The 21,689-nt window shown below is 74.0% G+C and carries 22 protein-coding genes; 5 read left to right on the top strand and 17 right to left on the bottom strand.

The genetic code is table 11. The features are described 5' to 3' along the window. Window positions 1-7 precede the first annotated feature (7 nt). Entirely contained in the window at window positions 8-430 is a 423-nt protein-coding gene (locus OG509_RS36680) for a ribonuclease domain-containing protein (RefSeq protein WP_406186886.1), read from the top strand. A 138-nt stretch (window positions 431-568) separates the two neighbouring features. Further along, window positions 569-1,528: a hypothetical protein gene (locus OG509_RS36685; protein WP_406186888.1), complete on the top strand. Its 960-nt coding sequence runs from the start codon at window positions 569-571 to the stop codon at window positions 1,526-1,528. A 38-nt stretch (window positions 1,529-1,566) separates the two neighbouring features. On the opposite strand, the gene OG509_RS36690 is transcribed toward OG509_RS36685, so the two are convergent. Further along, window positions 1,567-2,187 carry an L-threonylcarbamoyladenylate synthase gene (locus OG509_RS36690; protein ID WP_030155597.1) on the bottom strand — a complete coding sequence of 207 codons (621 nt, stop codon included), beginning with the start codon at window positions 2,185-2,187 and terminating at the stop codon, window positions 1,567-1,569. 9 nt (window positions 2,188-2,196) lie between these two features. Then, complete coding sequence (locus tag OG509_RS36695) at window positions 2,197-2,913, bottom strand: TetR/AcrR family transcriptional regulator C-terminal domain-containing protein (RefSeq protein ID WP_406186889.1); 717 nt, start codon at window positions 2,911-2,913, stop codon at window positions 2,197-2,199. A gap of 108 nt (window positions 2,914-3,021) precedes the next feature. On the opposite strand from OG509_RS36695, the gene OG509_RS36700 reads away from it, so the two are divergent. Continuing rightward, a complete protein-coding gene (locus OG509_RS36700; protein WP_406186890.1) occupies window positions 3,022-3,774 on the top strand; it encodes a DUF4386 domain-containing protein in 753 nt (250 codons plus the stop codon). Here OG509_RS36700 and OG509_RS36705 read toward each other — a convergent pair. The 11 genes from OG509_RS36705 to OG509_RS36755 form a co-directional block, all read right to left on the bottom strand. Continuing rightward, window positions 3,693-5,342 carry an FAD-dependent monooxygenase gene (locus OG509_RS36705; RefSeq protein WP_406186891.1) on the bottom strand — a complete coding sequence of 550 codons (1,650 nt, stop codon included), beginning with the start codon at window positions 5,340-5,342 and terminating at the stop codon, window positions 3,693-3,695. The two genes, OG509_RS36700 and OG509_RS36705, sit on opposite strands and share 82 nt — an antisense overlap. A gap of 145 nt (window positions 5,343-5,487) precedes the next feature. Then, window positions 5,488-6,825, bottom strand: coding sequence for a diaminopimelate decarboxylase (lysA, locus tag OG509_RS36710; RefSeq protein WP_406186892.1), 1,338 nt, complete (start codon window positions 6,823-6,825; stop codon window positions 5,488-5,490). A gap of 13 nt (window positions 6,826-6,838) precedes the next feature. Next, a complete protein-coding gene (locus tag OG509_RS36715; RefSeq protein ID WP_406186893.1) occupies window positions 6,839-7,198 on the bottom strand; it encodes an SAV_915 family protein in 360 nt (119 codons plus the stop codon). Window positions 7,199-7,450: 252 nt separating this feature from the next. Continuing rightward, entirely contained in the window at window positions 7,451-7,708 is a 258-nt protein-coding gene (locus OG509_RS36720) for a hypothetical protein (protein WP_406186894.1), read from the bottom strand. Further along, window positions 7,705-9,615, bottom strand: coding sequence for a peroxidase family protein (locus tag OG509_RS36725; protein ID WP_406186895.1), 1,911 nt, complete (start codon window positions 9,613-9,615; stop codon window positions 7,705-7,707). Before OG509_RS36725 ends, OG509_RS36720 begins: the two co-directional genes overlap by 4 nt. 8 nt (window positions 9,616-9,623) lie before the next feature. After that, window positions 9,624-10,979, bottom strand: a complete 1,356-nt coding sequence (locus OG509_RS36730; protein WP_406186896.1) for a hypothetical protein — start codon at window positions 10,977-10,979, stop codon at window positions 9,624-9,626. Window positions 10,980-11,075: 96 nt separating this feature from the next. Further along, window positions 11,076-12,503, bottom strand: a complete 1,428-nt coding sequence (locus tag OG509_RS36735) for a cytochrome P450 (protein WP_406186897.1) — start codon at window positions 12,501-12,503, stop codon at window positions 11,076-11,078. Further along, on the bottom strand, window positions 12,500-13,906 hold the full coding sequence (locus OG509_RS36740; protein ID WP_030155615.1) for an FAD-binding oxidoreductase: 1,407 nt from the start codon (window positions 13,904-13,906) through the stop codon (window positions 12,500-12,502). Before OG509_RS36740 ends, OG509_RS36735 begins: the two co-directional genes overlap by 4 nt. A 59-nt stretch (window positions 13,907-13,965) precedes the next feature. Then, entirely contained in the window at window positions 13,966-15,573 is a 1,608-nt protein-coding gene (gene mdlC, locus OG509_RS36745) for a benzoylformate decarboxylase (protein WP_406186898.1), read from the bottom strand. A 218-nt stretch (window positions 15,574-15,791) separates the two neighbouring features. Further along, window positions 15,792-16,178, bottom strand: coding sequence for a VOC family protein (locus OG509_RS36750; RefSeq protein WP_406186899.1), 387 nt, complete (start codon window positions 16,176-16,178; stop codon window positions 15,792-15,794). 158 nt (window positions 16,179-16,336) lie between these two features. Beyond that, window positions 16,337-16,810 (bottom strand): MarR family winged helix-turn-helix transcriptional regulator, encoded by a 474-nt coding sequence (locus OG509_RS36755; RefSeq protein WP_406186901.1) that lies wholly within the window; start codon window positions 16,808-16,810, stop codon window positions 16,337-16,339. Between the two features lie 124 nt (window positions 16,811-16,934). On the opposite strand from OG509_RS36755, the gene OG509_RS36760 reads away from it, so the two are divergent. Then, window positions 16,935-17,345, top strand: a complete 411-nt coding sequence (locus OG509_RS36760; RefSeq protein WP_406186902.1) for an organic hydroperoxide resistance protein — start codon at window positions 16,935-16,937, stop codon at window positions 17,343-17,345. Between the two features lie 102 nt (window positions 17,346-17,447). After that, window positions 17,448-18,068: a hypothetical protein gene (locus OG509_RS36765; RefSeq protein ID WP_406186903.1), complete on the top strand. Its 621-nt coding sequence runs from the start codon at window positions 17,448-17,450 to the stop codon at window positions 18,066-18,068. Here the strand turns inward: OG509_RS36765 and OG509_RS36770 are convergent. From OG509_RS36770 to OG509_RS36785, 4 genes are read right to left on the bottom strand one after another with little or no spacing between them, the layout of a single operon-like run. Further along, window positions 18,054-18,746: an alpha/beta fold hydrolase gene (locus OG509_RS36770; RefSeq protein WP_406186904.1), complete on the bottom strand. Its 693-nt coding sequence runs from the start codon at window positions 18,744-18,746 to the stop codon at window positions 18,054-18,056. The genes OG509_RS36765 and OG509_RS36770 overlap by 15 nt on opposite strands. Beyond that, window positions 18,743-19,552 (bottom strand): DUF1295 domain-containing protein, encoded by an 810-nt coding sequence (locus OG509_RS36775; RefSeq protein ID WP_406186905.1) that lies wholly within the window; start codon window positions 19,550-19,552, stop codon window positions 18,743-18,745. Before OG509_RS36775 ends, OG509_RS36770 begins: the two co-directional genes overlap by 4 nt. Further along, complete coding sequence (locus OG509_RS36780) at window positions 19,549-20,850, bottom strand: class I SAM-dependent methyltransferase (RefSeq protein ID WP_406186906.1); 1,302 nt, start codon at window positions 20,848-20,850, stop codon at window positions 19,549-19,551. Before OG509_RS36780 ends, OG509_RS36775 begins: the two co-directional genes overlap by 4 nt. After that, a complete protein-coding gene (locus OG509_RS36785) occupies window positions 20,847-21,584 on the bottom strand; it encodes a DUF1365 domain-containing protein (RefSeq protein ID WP_406187807.1) in 738 nt (245 codons plus the stop codon). The genes OG509_RS36780 and OG509_RS36785 overlap by 4 nt, the downstream gene beginning before the upstream one ends. Window positions 21,585-21,689 lie beyond the last annotated feature (105 nt).

A 21,689-nucleotide genomic window follows, 5' to 3' on the forward strand; every position in this document is an offset into this window, starting at 1 on the left:
GGGCCGCATGAGAATCCCCCCACGCTTCGTGACCCTCGTCGGCGCCGCGGCGGTCGCCGCCGCACTCCTCACCGGACCGGCCGCCTCGGCGACCCCCGCTCCCGCATCCGCCCCCGTCTCCGCCGCTGCGGCCGCCGCGGCATCGGTCGGCAGCATCTGCTACTCGGCGCTGCCTTCGCAGGCGCATGACACCCTCGACCTCATCGACCAGGGTGGCCCGTTCCCGTACTCCCAGGACGGCGTCGTCTTCCAGAACCGCGAGCGGCTGCTGCCGATCCACGGCAGCGGCTACTACCACGAGTACACCGTCATCACCCCCGGCTCCCCGACCCGCGGGGCGCGCCGGATCATCACCGGACAGCAGTGGGAAGAGGACTACTACACCTCCGACCACTACGCCTCGTTCCGGCGCGTCAACTTCGGCTGCTGACCTACTGACCTACTGACCTGCTGATCCCGCTGTACGCACGCCCCCCGGCGGGCACCGGCCCGTGCGAGGCCACGGGCCGGGGGTTCCGCCGGGGCCGGTGTGCCGGTACAACTTCCCCTGGGATCAAGGGGGATGCGGATGAGCGAACGGCCTACGGGGCGGACCGGCGCGGTCGGAGCCTGGTTGTTCGGCGCCGTCGGCCCGGTCGAGCCGCGGACGATGGCCGAGGCCCTGGGCCTCGCCGAGGAAGCTCCCGGCCTCCAGCGGCTGCGGGACGCGGAGCCGCTGCAGCTGGCCCGGGTCGAACGGCTCCACGCCGCCGCGCAGCGTGCGTTCGAGCAGCGCACGGGTGAGGCCGTGGGCCGTGCCCTGGAGGCGGCCGTACGCGCGGGCATCCGCGAGAGCGCGGCCGGCCCCGCCGGGCGCCCGCCGGGAGCCGGAGCCGGGACCGGAAGCGACCGGCTCAAGGCCGAGGCCGACGCCGCCTCCCAGCGGCTCGCGGCCGATGCCGCGCTCGCCGGTGGGCGCGGGCTCAACACGGGCCTCGCCTTCGGCATCGTCCTCAGCCCGGTGGTGCTCGTACTGGCCCTGTTCGCGGGCCGGTTCGTGCCGCCCCTGTTCGACAGCGCCATCGGCTGCCCCGAAGAGCTGATCCTGATGGACTCCCTGGTCTGCTTCGCGGGCGGGGCGATGGGCGCGGTCTTCAGCGTGATCATCCGGCTGCGCGACGCCTACCAGCTGATCCAGCCGGCTCCCGGCCGCTCCGCGCCCGCCGACATCCCCGCGGACCCGGTGCAGCTCGCCCGCATGATGCGTCAGGAGGGCTGGTACCGGGTGGTGGTCGGCTGGTTCCTGGCCAGCTCGCTCTTCCTGCTCATCAACGGTGGCATCCTCACCCTGCTCGCCCCGCCGGCCGCCCCCGAGGACATGTGCGGAGCGGTGCCGCTGTCCATGGCCGGGCACCAGGCCCTGATCAAGGCCTGGTTCTTCTGGGGCGGCGTCGGCTTCCTCGCCGGTCTGAACGAGCGCTGGGCGTACGGTCTGGTCCGCCGCGGAGGCGAGCCCCGGCCGGCCGGTCCGCCCCCGCCCGCCGGGTGACGCAGACCCGCATCACGCGGCGGACGGGCGGGGCTGCGTCACTCGAACCGCGTGGTGTCGCCCGCCCCGCGCCGGACGATCTCGGCCTCGCCGCCGGAGAAGTCGATGACGGTGGTCGGCTCGGTCCCGCAGTCGCCGGAGTCGACCACGATGTCCACGAGGTAGTCGAGCCGCTCCTTGATCTCCCAGCCCTGCGTCAGCGGCTCCGGCTCGTCGGGCAGGAGCAGGGTGCTGGACAGCAGCGGCTCACCGAGCTCGGCGAGCAGGGCCTGCGTCACCGCGTGGTCGGGGATGCGTACGCCGACCGTCTTCTTCTTGGGGTGCAGCAGCTGGCGCGGGACTTCCTTCGTCGCGGGAAGGATGAAGGTGTAACTGCCGGGCGTGGACGCCTTGATCGCGCGGAACACGTCGTTGTCGATCTGTACGAACTGGCCCAGCTGGGAGAAGTCCTGGCACACCAGGGTGAAGTGGTGACGGTCGTCGAGGTTGCGGATGGACCGGATCCGGGCGAGGCCGTCACGGTTGCCGAGCTGGCAGCCCAGCGCGTAGCAGGAGTCCGTCGGGTACGCGACGAGCGCGCCGGAGCGGATGCTGTCAGCGACACTGCCGATGGTGCGCTGCTGGGGGTTCTCGGGGTGCACGTCGAAGTACTTGGCCATTGGCCGAGCCTACGCGATCAGGCCACCCCCGGCTCGCCGGGCGCCTGACGTCCAGCCCTGCAGGCGGAGGCGTTCGAAGCCGTCCAGGAGCAGGTCCAGCGCGAACTCGAACTCGAACTGGTCGTCGCAGCCGCCGCCCACGGCCGATTCCCCGTCGTGGGCCGCGGCCCCGGCCAGCTCCGCGACATGGGGGTAGGCCGCCGCGGCCTCCGGCGGCATGGCCGCCTGCCCCGCCTGATCCGGGTCCGGGGCGGCGTCGAACACCTCCTGGGTGAACCCCAGGACGCGGCTGCCCAGTGCGTGCATCACGTGGTGGGTGAGATCGACCGAGAAGCCCCCGGCGCGGAACATGCCGATCACCGAGTCCAGGTACGCGAGCACGGCCGGGGTCGGCCCGGTGCGCGAGCGGATCACCTGGGCCGCCCACGGGTGCCCCAGCAGGGCCGCGCGCGCCGAGAGGATCCGCCGGCGGACCGCGCCCTGCCAGTCGGATCCGCGGGCCGGGGGATCGATCTCGCCCACGACGGCCTCCACCATGCCGTCCAGGAGCTGTTCCTTGTTGGCGACGTGCTTGTAGAGCGCCATCGGCACCACGCCCAGCTCCTGGGCGAGCCTGCGCATGCTCAGCGCCTCGATCCCGGTGCCGTCGGCCAGTTCGACGGCGGCGCGCAGCACCCGGTCCCTGCTCAGCGGCGTCCGGGGTGCGGCCTCCGGTCGGCGGGTCATGGCGATCGGCTCCTTCGTCGTCGGTTCTCGGCTTGACGAGTGTACGGCGTACACCTACCGTATGGCTCAGGTGTACGCCGTACACCTCTCAAGAGGGAGTGGTTCCGCATGGGTTCGACCAGAAAGACCGCAGTCGTCACAGGGGTGTTGTTCCTCGTCACCGAGGTCGCCGCGATCTGCGGGCTCGCGCTGTACGGCCCCGTCCTGCACGACGCCGGCTACGTCCTCGGCCCCGGCGCCGACACCCGGGTGTTCCTCGGGGCACTGTCCGAGTTCGTCCTCGCGCTGGCCGTCATCGGCACCGGGGTCGCCCTGTACCCGGTCGTCAAGCGGCAGAACGAGGGTGCCGCGCTCGGCTACGTCTGCGGGCGGCTGCTGGAGGCCGCCGTCATCCTCGTCGGCATCATCAGCGTGCTGTCGGTGGTGACGCTGCGCCGGGAATCCGCGGCAGCGCCGGGCGGTGACGCCGCCTCCCTCGTCACGGCCGCCGACACCCTCGTGGCGTTCCACGACTGGACGTTCCTCTTCGGGCCCAACTTCGTCCTCGGCGCGAACACCCTCGTCCTGGCCGGCCTGATGTACCGCTCACGGCTCGTCCCGCGGCCCCTCGCCGTGCTGGGGCTCGTCGGCTCCACGCTGATCTGCGCCTCGGCGACCGCAGTGCTGTTCGGCCTCTACGAGCAGGTCTCGGTCGCCGGATCGCTCGCCGCCCTCCCGGTGTTCGCCTGGGAAGTGGGCCTGGCCGTCCGGCTCCTCGCCAAGGGGTTCACCGGGCCCGCTCAGCTCCCGGACCCGAACACCGCCGAGAAGTGGGCGGCCAGCCCCGAGACGGTCGGCGGGCACAGCCTGGCACCGAGGTAGCCGTCCGGCCGGACCACGAACGCCGCCGGCTCGCGCACCCCGTACATCCGGGCGAACTCGCCCCGGCCGTCCCGGTACACGGGCACCGGCGACCCCCGGTCGGCTTCGGCCCCGGCGTCGGCGAGGATCGCGCACACCCCGACCCGGCCCGTCGCGGAACCCCGTACCGCGGAGGCGAGCTCGGCGAGGCCGTCCAGCGCCGGGCCCGGCCCGTACAGCAGCAGCATGTGATCGCGGCCGCGCAGCAGGTCGTACAACCGCACCGGATACGCGGCGATCTGCCCGGAGAGCCCGCCGCAGTCGGGTGCCCGGTCGCCGGACCGCGGCCCGGGCCCGCCCTCGTCCTCCGGGCCCGGCGGCCGGACGAGGGGGCTGCCCCGGTAGCCGACGAGCAGTTGGGCCTCGCGCATCATCAGCGTGTCCGCGTCCTCCGGATCGGCCTGGACGCCCTCGGCGGCCTGCCGCACGGTACGGCCGACGACCTCCTCGCCCACCGGCCGGCGCTCGGCGTCGTAACTCGCGAGCAGCCCCGGACCGCCGGCGCCCCGCACGGCCAGTGCCAGCTTCCAGGCCAGGTTCCAGGCGTCCTGGATCCCCGTGTTCATGCCCTGCGCCCCGGTCGGCGGATGGATGTGCGCAGCGTCCCCGGCCACGAAGACCCGGCCCTGCCCGTACCGGTCCACCAGCCGGTGGCTGATCCGGAACACGGACGACCAGCGCATGGTCGACGCCGTCGTGGGCTGTGGGGCCAGCCGGTCCAGGACGGCCTGGATGTGTCCGAGTTCGGGGGCCCGGCCGCCCTCCAGCCCGTGCGCCACCGCGTCACCGCCCTGCGGGGGAGCGGTCGACAGCTCGGGCGGCACCATCATCGACACCCGGTAGCGGCGGCCGCCCGGCAGCGGAATGCACACCAGCAGGTCGTCGACGGCGCCCCGGGCATCGTGGTGCATGGCCCGCACCCCGTACGCGTACGGCAGGTCCCAGTCGAGCTCCACGTCGGCGAGCATGTACTCCTCGGGGAACGCGCCGCCCTCGAAGGCCAGGCCGAGCCCCTTGCGGACGATGCTGTGCGCGCCGTCGCAGCCCATCAGGAAGCGGGTGCGGAGCTCCTCCTCCCCGCCGGGAGTGGCGAGCCGGCAGGTCACCCCGTCGGCGTCCTGGACGAACGACACCAGCTCGCAGCCCCGCTCGATATGCGTCCCGAAACCCTCCAGGAACTCCTCGATGATCCGCTCCGTCTCGTACTGCGGCAGCGCGGCGAAGCGGTACGGGACCTCGGGCGGCAGCACCAGGTCCAGCCGGGGCTGCTCCACGCCGTCCACGTACGTGAGCTGCCCGCGCATCGGGACGGCCGCCTCCAGCGCGGTCCGGACGAAACCCATCCGGTCCCAGATCTCCAGGGTCCGCGGCTGGATCCCCACCGCCTTGGCGTACGGCAGCCGCGCCGGGAGCCGGTCGACGATCCGGCAGGCGATCCCGCGCCGCCGCAGCTCGGCGGCCGCCGTCAGCCCGACCGGGCCTGCCCCCGCCACCAGGACGTCCGCGGCCGCTCCATCGGTGTGCACCATCGGCGCCTCCCGGGCGAGGTCCCCGTAGATACGGATCTCCCTCCATGGTGTCCCGGACGCCCCCACCCGGCGATCGGGCCGGCCGAGAACCGCGCGGGCCGGGGCACCGGTCGGCCGGCGGACCGATCGGTACCCCGACCGGACCTCAGTCGCCGATGTCGCGGCGGCGGAAGTCGTCCAGGGTTTCGCGTCGTACGAGGAGCCGGGCCGCGCCGTGGTCGACGGCGACGACCGGCGGCCGGCCGACCATGTTGTAGCCGGAGGCCATGGACAGCTGGTAGGCGCCCGCCACCGGCACGGCGAGGAGGTCTCCCGGGTGGACGTCGCCGGGGAGTTCGACGTCGGCGGCGAGGATGTCGCCCGCCTCGCAGTGCCGGCCGACCACCGTGGCCGTACAGGGACCGGCGGTGGAGTGGCGGCCGATCAGGCGGGGCGCGTACCGGACCCCGTACAACGCCGGCCGCGGGTTGTCGCTCATGCCGCCGTCCACGGCCACGAACACCCGCTCCCCGGTGCGTTTCACCGCGAGGACCCGGTACAGGGCCACCCCCGCCGGACCGGCGATCGCCCGGCCCGGCTCGATGGCGAGCCGGGGCACGGGCAGCCCGGCCGCCGCGCAGCTCTCGACGAGCTCGGCCCGCAGCCGGCCGGCCAGGGCCGTGAGGTCGAGCGCGGGTTCGCCCGGGCAGTACGCGATGCCGTGGCCGCCGCCCATGTCGAGCTCGGGGAGCGCGACGCCGTGGGCGTCGCGGATGCGGGCCATCAGGCCGACCACGCGGCGTACCGCCGTGAGGTACGGCTTCACGTCGGTGATCTGGGAGCCGATGTGGCAGTGCAGGCCGACGAGTTCGAGCTGCGGCTGGCCCAGGATGCGGGTGACGGCGTGCTGCGCCGAGCCGTCGGTGAGGGACAGGCCGAACTTCTGGCCGTCGGTGCCGGTACGGATCTTCTCGTGGCCGCCGGCCGAGATGCCGGGGACGACGCGGACCAGCACCTTCTGGTGTCCGCCCGGGCCGACGGCGGCGGCCAGGCGGGCGATCTCGGACGGGCTGTCGATGACGATCCGGCCGACGCCCAGCCGCAGGGCGGTCTCGATGTCGCGGGGCGACTTGGCGTTCCCGTGCAGCAGGATGCGGTCCGGCGGGAATCCGGCGGTGACGGCGAGTTCCAGCTCGCCGGCCGAGCAGACGTCGAGTCCGAGGCCCTCCTCGGCGACCCAGTGGACCATGGCGCGGGAGAGGAAGGCCTTGGCGGCGTAGAGCACCTCGGCGTCGGGGAAGGCGTCGCGGTAGGTGCGGCAGCGGGCCCGTACCTCGCCCTCGTCCAGTACGTACGCCGGGGTGTCGAAGCGGTCGGCGATCTCGGTCAGCGGTACCCCGCCGACGGCGAGGCCCCCCTGCGGCAGCCGGGTCGTCGAGGACGGCCAGACGGACAGCTCGTCCGCGGAGCCCGCGGCGATCTCGGACAGGGTGACGGTGGTCATGGGACTCCTCCCCTCAGACGGCCTGGGCCGGGAACCGGCCCGGCCGCAGCGGCGCCGCGGCGGCGGCCGGAGCCGCCGCCGCGGCCGCCGGAGCCGACAGCGTCGGGTCGACGGTGATCAGGTCCGCGCCGAGCGGCTCGCACAGCTCCCGCAGCACGGACTCCGACAGCCGGATGTAGCCCTGGCCCTCACCGAGGGTGGCGGCCAGCAGATCCGTGCGCGTGAAGCCGACGGCCGTACGGGCGCCCAGCGGAGTGCGGAACAGGCGGATCACCGCCTCCGCGCCTCTTCCCGGCCGGACGGGCACGTACAGGAGCCCGGCCGGGACCCGTTCCTCGGGCTCGGGATCGTCTTCGTACCGGAACAGACACATGGGGCCCTCCCTGAGGAACCGCAAGGGGCGACTGGTGGCGCCCCGAGTGCGGGGAGGCAGTCCGGGGCGCGGCTTACGAAGCTATCCCCGCCCACGGCCCCCTCGCGCGGGTCCCTGACGCCACCTTGACGGGAAACGGCCCACTCCATACACGCCGCTGACGCGCTCCCGGCCCCGACATCTTCGACGAGGACGACAGGGAGCGGGTGGGCGCAACCGCGTCCGCCCACCCGCCCACTGTGTCCCCGGCCGTCAGCGGGAGCGTACGGCTGCGTCCAACTGCTCGGCGGACCGTGCCAGGCCGGCCGCCGCCGTCGCGCAGCGGTCGGCCAGGGCCTCGATCCGCCACCGGAAGGCCTCTGCCCGCGGACCCTTCCAGTCCAGCGCCACGGCCCCCGCCCGCAGCCGATCCGCGTGCCGCAGCAGCGCCGCGGAGTGGGCCCGCAGCCCCTCCGCTGGCTCGTGCCGCCGCGCCTCCCGCTCCGTGCGCGGCGCCGGAACGGCCGTCACAGGGCCCTCCAGGGGGCGAAGGCGTTGGTCACGCCGTCGAGGGCCGGGGCCAGTTCGGGGTGGTGGCGCAGCAGGACGGAGACCATGCCGCCCCGGTCCACCCACTCCAGGCCCTCCGCCGTGTACACCTCGGGCCGGTAGTCGGTGGTGAAGAAGCGGTCGCTCTTCAGCCGCCTGCTCGCCATCAGGATGAAGATCCGGAACAGCGAGTCGCTGAAGCCGAACCCGGCCGGCCGCGGCTCCGCGAGATTGCCGACCAGCGTGTCCACCCGGTCCAGGCGCCCCTCGTACAGCTCCTTCAGCAGCGGAGTGTCACCCGGATGCCCGCCCGTCAGCTCCTCGAAGGAGGTGACCGGCCGCTTGCGCAGCATCTGCCGGTACGCGTTGTAGCGGGGAATCCCGCGCTCGCGGTCGCGCAGGATGTCGACCGTGCCCAGATCGATGTGCTCGCCGGTGAGCCTGGCCAGATTGCGCAGCGAGTCCGGGTGGTTGTGCAGTACGAGGGCCCCGGGGTGGGCCGTGCCGAAGCTGTAGAACAGGTCGCTCATGCCGTACGCGTCGACCGCCTTGCGGGTGGCCCTGCCCTGCATGTCGTCGAATCCGATGGTCGCGCGGACGCCGCCCGCGCGGTGGTCCCGTACGGCCATCTCGTCCGGGATCAGCGGGTGCAGCCGGTACGCGGAGACGAACTCCTCCGTCATCGAGAACGGAGCCGCGTGGTGGTCGGTCGCGGAGCCGAGGATTCCGCTGAGCATCTCGCCCCTGCCGACGCGCCCGTACGTCCGGCTGACCCAGCGCGGCAGCACCCCGTACCAGTTGGCGTCCATCGCGCGGCGCAGCACCGGGGTGTCGAGGATGCCGGGCGTCCACTCCACCGTGTGGATCTTCGCCATCAGCGCGGTGTTGACCAGCCGCGCGGTGTGGAAGAGCCGCTCGTCGTCCCAGGTCGGGTAGTGGGCGCGCAGGTAGTCGCAGATCGCGTTGTGCTCCTTGGCGAACAGCGTGTGCAGCAGCGACAGGCCCGCCCAGTAGTCGCTGTTCATGCCGGTCCAGTCCAGGCAGGAGTTCCCCGGCCGCGGATCGGCGGGCAGTCGGCCGTCCTCGACGATCAGTCGCCCGTGCTCGCCCGTGCGCAGCGCCCGGCAGCGGGCCTCGTCGGAGCCGTAGATCTGCGAGCCGTCCCACCAGTGCGTGACGGTGTTCTCGTACGTGGGCGGCGCGTCGGGCGCGGTGTGCGCGACCGGGTCGGGGCGGGTGCGGTTCACGCGCATCGGGCAGCCGCCGCCGTGCTCGGCCCAGTCGTCGTCCTCGGCGAGCGGGACGGTGAACGGCTCGGCCTCCTCGTTGTCGCCGTGGTTGGCCCAGCCGTGGTTCTCGAACTGGATCCAGGCGGCGGCCAGCAGGTTGAGGGTGGGCGCGGGCACGAACCCCTTGCGGGCCAGCAGCTGCCTGCTGATCTCGCGCGGGCTCGGCGACATCAGCTCCTCTTCGGAGTCCGGGAAGGCCAGGTGCAGCGGGGCGTTGCGGTCGAGCCGGGTGCCGACCCGGCCCATGTCCTCGTCGTACGGGTCGTAGCCCGAGCCGTCGTACGAGCGGAACGGCGCGAGCTCGGCGGTCGGACGCCGGCGGTGCTCCCCGCCCGCGCCGTACGTGTCGTACAGGTTCTTGCGGCGAAGGTCGTCGCGGAGCACCCGGAGGTTCAGCAGCCCGAGGGGGAGCGGAAGTTCGTGCCACTCGCGGGTGCGGTTGAGGCGGGCGAAGGCGGCCGAGCCGAGGCGTTCGAGGAGCCCGGGCGGGTCGTACGAGGGCGCCTGGCCGGGGTGGGCGGCCTGCTCGGGGATGCCCGCGGCCGCGGGGGTCCGACGGCCCGGGGCCGCGCTCGGCTCGGTGGAGGTGGTGTCGGTCATGGTGTTCCTCAGCGGTCGTAGAGCCGGAAGAAGCGGGCGGCGGTCACCCGGCCCCGGAAGGGCGCGAGGTCGGAGTCGACGTGGGCGCTCGCCTCGGGGACCGTGTGTTCGAGGTTGTGCGCGTACCGCTCGGCGGCATGGCACAGCGGGAAGGAGTGCGTGTCGTCGGTCCAGGTGAACTCGGTGAACTGCTCGGGCAGCGTGTACGCGGAGACCGAGGAGCGACCCTCCAGGCCGGGCACCACGTCGTGCTCGTTGACCAGCGAGTACACCCGGGTCCGCGGATCGGCCGGGCGTTTGCCGTCGACGGGGGAGCCGATCGCGACGACGTGCGTGACCCGGTGGATCCCGCAGAAGTCCCGGTCGGCGGCCAGGTTCATGGCGGTGATCCCGCCCAGGCTGTGGCCCACCAGGGCCAGTTCGCAGCCCGAGGGGATCAGCAGGCGCAGCGCCTTGGCGACCGCCCTGGAGTACGGGGTGGCGGGCCGGGCGACGGCGTGTACGGCGCCCAGCAGGTCCTGGGGGCTCTTGTCGCTGACACCGGACATGCCGGCGAGCTGGACCACGTACCGCTGCACGCCGTCGGGACCCACGACCTGCTGGACCAGCAGCGTTCCGTCGGTGCCCACGGCGCCGATGTTGCGGACGTACCCGGCGATCGTGCCGGTGGTGTCGATGCGCTCGGCAAGGGCGGGGGAGGGGACGAGGGGTTCGGCGCGGCCAGGTCCGCGGTCGAGGAAGGACCAGACCCGGGCGCTGATGCCGAAGACCGGATCGGCGCCGGCCAGGGTGCGGCCGGTGGCGATCTCCCAGCCCGCCTCGTCGTTGAACGGGTTCTCGTCGGTGAGGGCGTTCCACGCGAGGATGTCGGCGAAGGCGGGGGCCAGCAGGGCGAAGGTGCGCTCGGAGCCCTTGGCGCCGAGGAGCGAGCGGAAGACGCGGACCGCCTCGCGCTGCCGGTCCCCCTGGACGGCCCGCAGCACGCGCGCGGTGTCCGGGTCGCCGAGCAGTTCGGGGTGGGTCACGGCGGCGGCCCGGATGCGGGCCTTGAGCCCCGTCACGGCGAGGCTGACCGCGAGGCTCTCCCGGCTGGTGAACACCCCGGCGAGCCGGCCGATCCGGGCCAGACCGCGGCCGCGCGCGGCCCAGCCCAGCCCCCTCGGGTCGGTGATCGTCCGCAGCAGGGTGCGCCGGGCGGCGGCGCCGCCGGCGGCGCGCGCCAGCCGGGTGCCGAGGGCCAGTTCGGAGGCGTACCGGGAGGCGTCCCCCACTCCTTCGGCGGCCTCCGCGAGCACGCGGCACAGATGGTGCAGGGAGCCGATCTCCGGTTCGTGCCCGGTGACGGCGGTCGTGGCATCGGTCATGCAGGTGCCCTCCCGGGGCATGGTGGGGTGCGGGTGGCGGTCCGCACGTGCGGCGCGGGGCTCGGCGGGCGGCCGGCCCCGCACCGCCGGACGTGCTCAGCGCAGGGCGAGGGTGAGCCGGATGGCGGCCGAGGGAAGGATGCCGGGCAGCGGGCGGCAGGGGTCCACCGCGGGCCTGCCGCCGGTGACCCGGTGGCCCCGCAGCACCGCCGCGGTCAGCACGGCCGCCGTCAACACGCCCAGGTGCTCGCCCGGGCAGCGCCCGCCGCCGTGGCTGAACGGCGCCATCCGGATGTCCTGCGCCGCCCCGGACCGCAGCCACCGGGCGGGCACGAACTGGTGGGCGGCCGGGACGTGTTCGGGATCCCGCTGGTGGAACAGGGCGGGCACCAGCACCGCCGTCCCGGCCGGATAGTGGACCCCGCCCCACTCGGTCTCGGCCCGGGTGACCCGTAGGAGGTCCGGGACGACCGGGAACAGCCGCAGGGTCTCCTCCACGCAGGCCCGCAGCCGGGGCAGTTCCGCGCCCCCGCCGTCGACCTCCGTCCGCAGGGCCTCCTGCTCGGCGGGATGCGCGGCGAGCAGCAGGAGCGTACGGGCCACGATCGGGCCGACGGCGTCGAGTGCGAGCAGCCAGTGGTGGGCCTGACCCACCGCGTCCAGCGCCGCGGCGCCCGGTCCCTCGGCCGCCGGGTGGTTGCGGGCGAGCGCGGTCAGGGTGTGCGGTTCCGCGCGGGCGGCGTACTCCTCGACACGGGCGGCGGCCTTCCGGTAGAGCGCCTCCGCGGCCGCGGCGCGCCCCCTGCGCATCCGCATCCAGTTCGACTCCTCGCGGATCGCGAGCAGCCACCGGGCGAGCTCCTCGTCCCCCGCGGCCGCGTCGCCGAGGACCATCCGGCGCACGATGCGGGCCACCGTACGGCGCAGCAGCGGGAAGTCCAGCTCGGAGCCCTGGATCAGGGCGGGCGCCTCCTGCGCGATCACCGCCCGGAACTCCTCGCACGAGGGGTGCACCGGCCGGTCGGCGGCGAGCACCTCGTCGTTGACGCGCCGGCGCTCCTCGCGGGTGTCGCCGTGGGAGCAGATGACGCCCGTGGGCTCCAGCAGCGACAGCGCCCTGTACTTGTCGGGCGCGTCCATGGCGAGGGTGCGCACGGGCAGTTCGTAGAACCGCCGGACGTCGGCCTGGTCCAGCAGGACGAGCAGCGGCCCGGACAGGCCGCGCACCTCCACCGGCGCCCCGCCGTGCCGGGCGCGCATGGCGCGCAGGGTCGCGGCCGACCAGCCCTGCTGGCCGAGGGCCGCCTGCGCCGCCACCACCCGGGGCCGCAGGTGGAAGGCCCCGCGGACGAACGCTTGCAGGGTGTGGGTGGCGGCGAAGCGGACGGTCTCGGCGCGCCCGGCCCGGGCGGGCCGCGGCACAGGGAGGGAGGCGGAGCCGGAGTCTGCGGCTTGGCCCGGGATCCCGGCGGCCGCGGTGGTGTTCTCGTCAGCGGCCCCGGAGCGGGCCACGGCCTCGGTCATGCCTCCACGACCTTGCCGGGGTTGAGCAGGTTCTTCGGGTCGAAGAGGCGCTTGAGCCCGCGCTGGAGTTCCAGGCTCACCGGGTCGAGCTCGCGGGTCAGCCACTCGCGCTTGAGGGTGCCGATGCCGTGCTCGCCGGTGCTGGTGCCCCCGAGGGCCAGGCCCGCGGCCATGATGTCGTCGTACGCGGTCTGGGCGCGGCGGAACTCGTCCGCGTCCGATTCGTCGAAGACGACGGTCGGGTGCAGGTTGCCGTCTCCCGCGTGACCGAGGGTGAAGATCCGCAGCCGGTTCCGTACGGCGATCTCCTCGATCGTGCCCATGAACTTGGCCAGTTCGGAGCGCGGTACGGCCACGTCCTCGATGAAGGCGGTAGGCCGGCCGCCGAGGGTCGCGGCGAACGCGCCCAGGGCCGGGGTGACCAGCCGACGTGCCTCGATGACCTGCCGGGACTCCTCGGAGCCGGTGGCCGTCACCACGTTCCGGGACCCGGCCTCCTTGCACAGGAGGGCCATCGACGCGAGGTCGCGGGCAGGCTCGGCGGTGTCGCTCTCGATGATGAGCGTGGCCGCGGCGCCCGGGGTCAGCATCGGGTGCCCGTGGTCGGCGACTGCCTGGGACGTCGCCCGGTCGAGGAGTTCGAGGGCGGACGGGACGTGGCCGGCCGCAGTGATCGCGGCGACGGCGTCCCCGGCCGCCGTCAGGGTCGGGAACTGGGCGAGCATCGCCAGCGCGGGCGGCCGTACGGGGCACAGTCCGAGCGTGGCGCCGACGATGACGGCCAGGGTGCCCTCGGAGCCGACGAGCAGGCGGGTCAGGTCGTATCCGGCGACCCCCTTCGCCGTGTCCCGGCCGGTCCGCATCCGGCGGCCGTCGGCGAGGACGAGGTCCAGGCCGCGGACGTAGTCGGCGGTGACCCCGTACTTGACGCAGCAGATACCGCCGGCGCCGGTGGCGATGTTCCCGCCGATGGTGCAGTGCTCCCAGGACGCGGGGTCGGGCGGATAGGACAGGCCGTGCTCGGCGACCGCGTCGTTCAGGCGCTTGGTGACCACGCCGGGCTCGCAGCGCACGAGCCGGTTGGCGGGGTCGATCTCCAGGATGCGGTCCATCCGGGCGGTGCTCAGGACCACGCAGCCGTCGATCGCGTTCGCGGCGCCCGCGAGGCCGGTGCGGGCACCCTGCGGGACGACGGGAACGCCGAGCTCGTACGCGGTGCGCATGATGTGCCGGACCTGCTCGGCGGTGCGCGGGAAGGCGACGACGGCCGGGGTGCCGGACTCGGAGAACGGCGCGGCGTCGCGCGCGTGCGCGGCGAGGGTCTCCGGGTCGGTGTGCAGGACGTCGGCGTGGTCGGTGAGGAGGGTGCGCAGGCGTGACAGGAGAGGGGTTTCGGGGGACATGAGGAGCCTTCTGACGGTGGTGGGGGAGGCTGGCGTCCGGGCTGCGGAGGGGCCGGGCCTCAGAGGGAGGGAAGCTCGGTGGTCACGGGCACGTCGATGAGCACCGGCCCGTCCTGCTGGGCCGCCGCGTCCCGTACGAGCTTGGTGAGTTCACCCGCGCTCTGGGCCCGGTGGGTGCGCACCCCGTAGCCGTCGGCGACAGACGTGATGTCGAGACCGGGGATGTCGAGGCCGGGGGCGCCCTGGGCGTGTTCGAGCTGCGCGAACCAGTGGAGGATCGCGTACTTGGCGTTGCTGAGGACGACGAAGGTGACGGGGACCTTGTACGCGGCCGCGGTCCACAGGGCCTGCACGGCGTAGTGGATGGAGCCGTCACCGATGACGCAGACCACGGGCCGGTCGGGCGCGCCGAGCTGCGCGCCGACGGCCGCGGCGGCCCCGAAGCCGAGTCCGCCGCCCGCGGAGAACAGGTAGGAGTCCGGGGCGGCGATGCGGGTGGCCTCGTGGAACTGCGGGACGTTGGAGGGGGATTCGTTGACCCAGAGCGTGTTCTCCGGGGCCCCCTGGGCGATGGCCGTCAGCGCGGCGAGCGGGGTGAGGACCCCGTCGGCCGACTCGGGGAACCGCACCTGCTCGTGCTGCGCGGGCGCGCCGGTGCCGGCGGCCGGGAGCCGCTCCGCGAGGGCCCGTACGGTCAGTGCCAGGTCCGCGACGACCGCGTCCCCGACGGGGGCCCGGGCGGCCTCCTCGGCGTCCCGGGTGAGGAGCACGAGCTCGGTGCCCTCGGGCAGGTGGGAGCCGGGGACGTACGGGTAGTAGCGGAACACGGGGGCGCCGACCACGACGACCAGGTCGTGTCCCGCGAGCTGCCGGCCGAGCGGCCCGATCGCCGGGGCCAGGTCCCCGCGGAACTGCGGGTGGCTGCGCGGGAAGGAGACGCGGGCGGCGACGGGCGCCGCCCAGACGGGCAGTCCGGTGCGCTCGGCGAGTGCGAGGACGGCGTCCCAGGCGCCGGAGGCGTCGACGTCGTCGCCGACGACGAGGACGGCGGAGCGGGCGCGGGAGATCCGGTCGGCGAGCGCCGCGACCGTGGCGGCGTCGGGCGCGGCGGCGTGCGTGATCCGGCGGGCGGCGGCGGCCCGGCCGGCGAGGTCCTCCGCCTCGGTGAGCTCCGCGTCGAAATCGTCCATGGGCAGGGAGAGGAACACCGGCCCGTGGGGCGGGGTCTCGGCGATCTGCACGGCGCGGGCCAGCGCGGCCGGGACGTCGGCGGGGCGCGGGGGCTCGTAGGCCCACTTGACGGCGGGCTGGGGGAGCAGCGTGGCCTGTGGGTTGGAGAGCAGGGCCTCCATGGTGAGCATGGCGCGTACCTGCTGGCCCGCGGTGACGACCATCGGGGTGCGGTTCGCCCGGGCGTTCAGGATGGCGCCCATCGCGTTGCCGGTGCCGGGCCCGGTGTGCAGGTTGACGAGGGAGGTGGTTCTGGAGGCGAGGGCGAAACCGTCGGCCATGCCGACGACGACTGCCTCCTGGAGGCCGAGTACGTACCGGAAGTCTTCGGGGAACCGCTTGAGCATCGGCAGTTCGGTCGAGCCGGGGTTGCCGAAGACCGTGGTGATACCACGTGCTCGTAGAACGTCCAGGACTGATTCGCGAACCGTGCGCATTCGGTGTCCTTCCGCGCAGCCGGGGGCACTGTCGGTGATCAATCCAGCACACTGAGTTGATCTTTACAAAAGGCCTCCACGGCATATTCATCTCTGCTATGCGCGTTCCGGGCACCCGCTTCCGTACTGGCCGCACGGCCGGGCGGGGTTGACGCCGTGTCCAGGGGGTGCACCCGATGTCCCCCCGATGGGTGGACGGGGCTCAGGGGCTGAGCGGCTCAGGGGCGGAACCGGAGCGGGTGGTCCGCCGGGACCTCCACCACGGCGATGCGCACGCCGTCCGGGTCGGCGATCCACATCTCGATCAGCCCCCAGGGCTCCTGCAGGGGCGGCCGCAGCACCTCGGCGCCCCGCGCCAGCAGCTCCTCGTACGCCGCCTGCACGTCGGCGACTTGCAGCCACAACCGGAGCCCGGGGTCGGGCCGGCCCTCGGCGCGCCCCGAGACCTCCAGGAAGCCGCCGCCCAGGAAGTAGACCGTCCCGCGTTCCGGCCCGGTGCCGAACTCCCGGTGGACGGCGAGCCCCAGCGTGGCGCCGTAGAAGGCGCGCGAACGCTCCGGGTCCGTGGGGGTGAGGAGGATGCGGCTGCCGAGTACGTGCACCATGCCGGCGAACCTACCCCCGGCTCGGCCGCACCACGCGGTGGACGCCCCGGGCAGGGCCCGCATCAGCCGCAGCCCGGGGCGTGCGCGGCGCCCGCCACGCACCGCTCCCACGGCTCCCGGTCGTACGGCCCGGCGGTTTCGCGTTTCGCCGGGGCCGGTCAGGCCTCGGGGACGGCGGCGTCGAGGGCCGCGGTGAGGCGGTGCAGGCGGATCTGGAGATCGCGGATCTCGGTGAGCTCGAAGCCCGTCGCGGCCGCGATCCGGCGCGGCACCTCCACCGCGCGTGCGCGCAGCGCCGTACCGGCCCCGGTGAGGCCGACGTGGACGGACCGCTCGTCCTCGGTGCTGCGCTCCCGGTGGACCAGTCCGGCCGCCTCAAGGCGCTTGAGCAGCGGCGAGAGCGTCCCCGAGTCGAGTCGGAGGTGGTTTCCGATCTCCTTGACGGGCGTCGTGCCGTGCTCCCACAGCACCAGCATCACCAGGTACTGCGGATAGGTCAGGCCGAGGTCCTTGAGGACGACGCGGTAGAGGCCGTTGAAGGCCCGGCTCGCCGAGTTCAGCGCGAAGCAGATCTGGCCGTCCAGGCGGAGGAAGTCCTCCTCGCGGAGGGTTTGGGTGGGCTGCTCGCTCATGGGCGCAAGTGTACCCGGGCAAGGCTTGAGAGGCATTGAATTGTGCACAATTGAATTGTGTGCTCTACTTCTGGTGTCAGCCGATCACCGGCTGCACGGTCACCACCGCGAGAGGAACCCCCTGATGGACGCGCTGTACACCGCTGTCGCCACCGCCAACGGCCGCGAAGGCCGCACGGTCAGCTCCGACGGCCAGATCGACCTCGCTCTCGCCATGCCCCCGGCGCTCGGCGGCAGTGGCCAGGGCACCAACCCCGAGCAGCTCTTCGCGGCGGGCTACGCGGCCTGCTTCGCCAGCGCGCTCGGCCTGGTCGGCCGGCAGGCGAAGGTCGACACCGGTGAGGTGTCGGTCACCGCGGAGGTCTCGATCGGCAAGGACGACAACGGCTTCGGCCTGGCCGTCACCCTGCGCGTCGAGCTGCCGGAGTCCCTCGCCGGTGAGACGGGCGAGCTGCTGGTCAAGCAGGCCCACGAGGTCTGCCCCTACTCCAAGGCCACCCGCGGCAACATCCCGGTCGAGCTGGTGGTCGAGTAGTCCTCACGGGGGTCACCCCCTAAGGCCCCCGACCCGCCCCGTCAGGGGCGGGTCAGGGCGTTCCCCGAGGACGGGCCGGTCCGGCGTGGCCATGATCGAACCATGTCGAACTCACCATGGCCGCGGGCGGCGTTCAGCGCCGGTCCGCTCTGTATGACGGCCTACGGGCTCATCCGGCTGACCGACGAGGAGCACGGCCCGGGGCCGGCCTGGTCCTCGGGCCATCTCTTCTTCCTGGCAGCCGTGTTGTGTTTCGTCCCCATCGTGCTGGGGATGCGGCGAATGGCCGCGGCGGGCCGGGGCCGGGCCGCTCGGGGACTCGCCGGAGCCGGGGCGGTGACCGCACTGATGGGCGTGGCCGCCGTCCTCGCGCAAGTGGTCATCGACCTCGTCGCCGGGTTCCTCAGCGAGGACCGCGAGGCGATGCGCGAGCTCTTCCGGCGCGTCAAGAGCCACGCCGGCGTGGAGCCCGCCGTCTACACCGTCGGTCCACTCCTGTTCTACGTCGGCCTGCTGCTGCTCCTGACCCAGCTGGCGGCCCTGCGCCGGACAGCCGCCTGGCGGCCCGTCGCGGTGGTCGCCGGCATCGTGGCCACGGGTGTCAGCCTGGACCTCCTCCCGCTGGCGGGGCTGTTGTTCCTCCTCGCCTTCGCGCCCCTGGGGCGGCAGGTCGAAGACTCGGACCGGCGTCCACTGACGGCCACGGCTTCACCGGGCCGCTGACGGGACCGGCGCGGCGGGGACGTGGTCCGTGAACAGGGATTCGGGGAGCGGGGCCAGGCCGAGCAGGCCCAGCGTCGTGTCCGTCGTGACCCGGTGCCAGTCGGCGGCCCGGCGGAGCATCGCGTGCCCGCCGTGCGGCATGGCGATGCCCGCCGCCCGGGCGCCCCGGGCCCGGGCCCGCCGTACGTAGTCCCACGACCCCTGCGCGTCGGTGACGCGGTCGGCCTCGTCGTGCAGGAGCACCACGGCCGTGTCCCCGAGGTGCAGGACCGGTTCACCCGGCGGGCACCACGGCGCGAGCCCCACCACCGCACGGACCAGCGGGTCGGCGGCGGCCCGCAACGCGGCGCGCCCGCCCATGGAATGCCCGACCAGCACCACGGGCAGCGGCCCGGCCACACAGCACAGCTCGCGCAGCGCCTGCCACACGTCGTGGACCGGATCCGCGCGGTTGCCGTTCCAGCCCCGGTGCTCGTAGCGGACCTCCGCCACCACCACGCCCCGCGCCGACCCCGCGCCCGCGATCGCCCGCGCGAACGGACGCATCCGCAGCCCCGGCAGGTTCGCCCGCGGCGGCGCGTCGAGCCCCTCCGCCCGTCCTCCGTGCAGCAGGAGCACCGCGGCCGTGGGGTCCTGCGGCACCCGGTGCAGCACCAGCGCACCCGTCGGCCCCCTCACGCCCGGCCTCCGCGCGGCGGCAGCGGGAGGAACCCGCTGGTTCGGGCGGTGTAGTCCGCGAAACCGGGCCGGTCCGCCATCCGGGCCTCCAGCAGCCGCTTGCCGCTCCCCACCGTCAGCAGCACCGTCATGACCAGCGGGGACACCAGGCACAGCAGCGCGGCCCGCCAGGTCCCGCATGCCGCCAGATAGAGCCCCCACCAGACCAAGGAGTCCCCGAAGTAGTTCGGATGGCGGGTCCATGCCCACAGACCCCGGTCCATGACCGCGGCCCCGTGCGGCGGATCGGCCTTGAACCGCGCGAGCTGGAAATCCCCCACGGCCTCGAAGCCCAGACCCGCTGCCCACAGCGCCGCTCCGAGTACGTCGAGCACGCCGATGGGAGAGTCCACGTACGAGGCGGTCTGGACGGGCAGGGAGACCAGCCAGACCAGACCCGCCTGGAGCAGGTACACCGTGAGCAGGGCGCGCACCTGCGGATTCCCCCGCCCCCGGGCCAGGAGCTCCGCGTAGCGCGGGTCCTCGCCGTGCCCGCGGCCGCGCCACGCGAGGTGGACGGCCAGCCGTAACCCCCAGACGACCGTGGCAGTGGCCACCAGGAGCCGCCGGCCGTCGTCCCCGTAACCGGCCGACAGGACGTACGAGACCACCGCGATCGCGGCGAACGCGAGGCCCCAGGCGATGTCCGCCGTCCGGTGCAGGCGCCGGGCCGTCCCGACCGCGAAGGCCAGGAGCAGGACGGCGGCGGCCGCACCCGCGGCCGCGGCCAGGTTGCTCCCGAGGGCCTGCCACGAGGCGGCGTTCACCGCCCCGCCCCCAGCGAGACGTCCTCCGTCAGCAGCAGCTGCCGGACGTCGAGGTAGCGGGCCCGGAACCCGGCTTCCGAGTAGGCCAGGTAGAACTCCCACATCCGCCGGAACGTCGCGTCGAAGCCGAGCGCCGCCACGGCCTCGGCCCGCTCCGCGAAGCGCTCCCGCCACAGGCACAGGGTCTGCGCGTAATGGTCGCCGTACCCCTGGTCGGAGACGATCCGCAGCCCCGCACCGGCCGCGTGCGCCTCGATGGCCTCGCGGGAGGGGATCAGGCCGCCGGGGAAGACGTACTTGCTGATCCACGTGTGCGTGCGGGCGGTGCGCAGCATCCGCTCGTGCCCCATGGTGATGGACTGGAGCGCGATCCGTCCGCCGGGAGCCACCGCATCGCGCAGGGCGCCGAAGTACGTCGGCCAGAAGTCCCTGCCGACCGCCTCGATCATCTCCACGCTCACCACCGCGTCGTACCGCCCTTCCAGGTCACGGTAGTCCCGCAGTTCCACGTCCACCCGGTCGGAGAGCCCCGCGGCGGCGATCCGGCGGCGGGCGAGGTGCTGCTGCTCCGCGGAGAGGGTCACCGTCGTCACCTGCGCCCCCCGGTCGGCCGCGCGCAGCGCGAGCTCGCCCCAGCCGGTGCCGATCTCCAGCACGCGCTTGCCCGGGCCGACGCAGGCGAGGTCCAGCAGCCGGTCGATCTTCCGGTGCTGCGCGGCCGGCAGGCTCTCGCGGCGCGCGGGGAAGGAGGTGAACACGGCGGAGGAGTACGACAGGGTCTCGTCGAGGAAGAGGGCGAACAGCTCGTTCGACAGGTCGTAGTGGCGGTGGATGTTCTCCCGGGCCCCGGACCGGGAGTTCAGCTGCGCCTCGGGCCGGCGCTGCACCCACGCTCCGCGCAGCCTGCGCAGCGGGGCGGGGACGAGGTCGTCCACGTGCAGGGCGAGGACCGTCAGCAGGCCGGTCAGGTCGTCGCTGTCCCATTCGCCCGCCATGTAGGACTCGCCGAAGCCGATCAGGCCGTGCGCCCCGATCCGGCGGAAGAAGGCGTCGGGGTCGTGGACGGTCAGCGAAGGGCCGATGCCGCGGGGTGGTTCGGCGCCGAAGCGGCAGCGCAGGGGCAGGGCGGTCACGGCACGCCGGACCAGCCGGCGGGCGACGGCCGCGTGCCCGATGGGGGCCGTCGGCGGCCGCGCCACGTCCGGCCACGCGTGGGCGCGGGGGTCGGCATCGAAGTCGACGGCTGCGGCGTGCCGCTTCGCGGGTTCGCCGGCGGTGCGGGGGAGCGAAAGGGTCACGAGAGGATGCCTTCCTGGGACGCGCGGTCGGGTCGGGGCTGTACGGGCAGCCCGCGGAGCAGCAGTCGGACGGCCTGTCGGCGGATCCCGGCCCAGACGGCGGCCGTGGACCAGGGCCGCCGGGCGACCGCGCGCAGCAGGGCGAGGGAGGTGGCGGGGCGGTGGCGGCCGTGCAGGGTCGCGGTGAAGGCCCGCTGCCCGGCGCGTTCGAGCTGGACGGCGATCTCCAGTCGCTCGCGCGGCTCCGGCAGTCGCATGCGGTAGTGGCCGTCGACGGGGAAGAACGGCGAGACGTACAGCTCCTTCGCCGCCTCGGCCCGTCCGGCGTCGTCGGTCCGCAGGAGGTAGCAGTGGCGCTGCCCGTACGTGTTGTGGACCTCGCCCACGACACAGACCAGGGCTCCGGCGCGGTCGTGGCACCAGTACAGCGTCAGCGGGTTGAACACGTACCCCAGGACGCGGGCGTGGGCCAGCATCAGGACCCGCCCGCCGTCGAGGTGTACGTCGCGAGAGGCCAGGTACGCGTCGAGGCCGGCCCGGATGGTCGGCGCGGCGGCGAAGTGGTCCCGGGCGTCGAAACGGGCCAGCGGGCGCAGCGGCCACGGGAGGCGGGGGAGCGCGTCCAGGTCCACGAGCCACATGTACGTGCGGTGCCGGAAGGAGTGCCGTACGGGGGCCGTCCGCAGGTGGGAGACGACGCAGTCGTACAGGGCCGGCACGGCGACGGCGGGCAGGGCGGGGGGCGTCGGGACCGCCGCGGCCTCCGGGTCCGCCGGTGCCACCGGGATCTTCGGCTCCGCCAGGACCGTCCGGCTCGCCCTCTGCGCCACCGTGGGCGC

It is taken from the genome of Streptomyces sp. NBC_01006 (assembly GCF_045162725.1).
Lineage (GTDB): Bacteria > Actinomycetota > Actinomycetes > Streptomycetales > Streptomycetaceae > Streptomyces.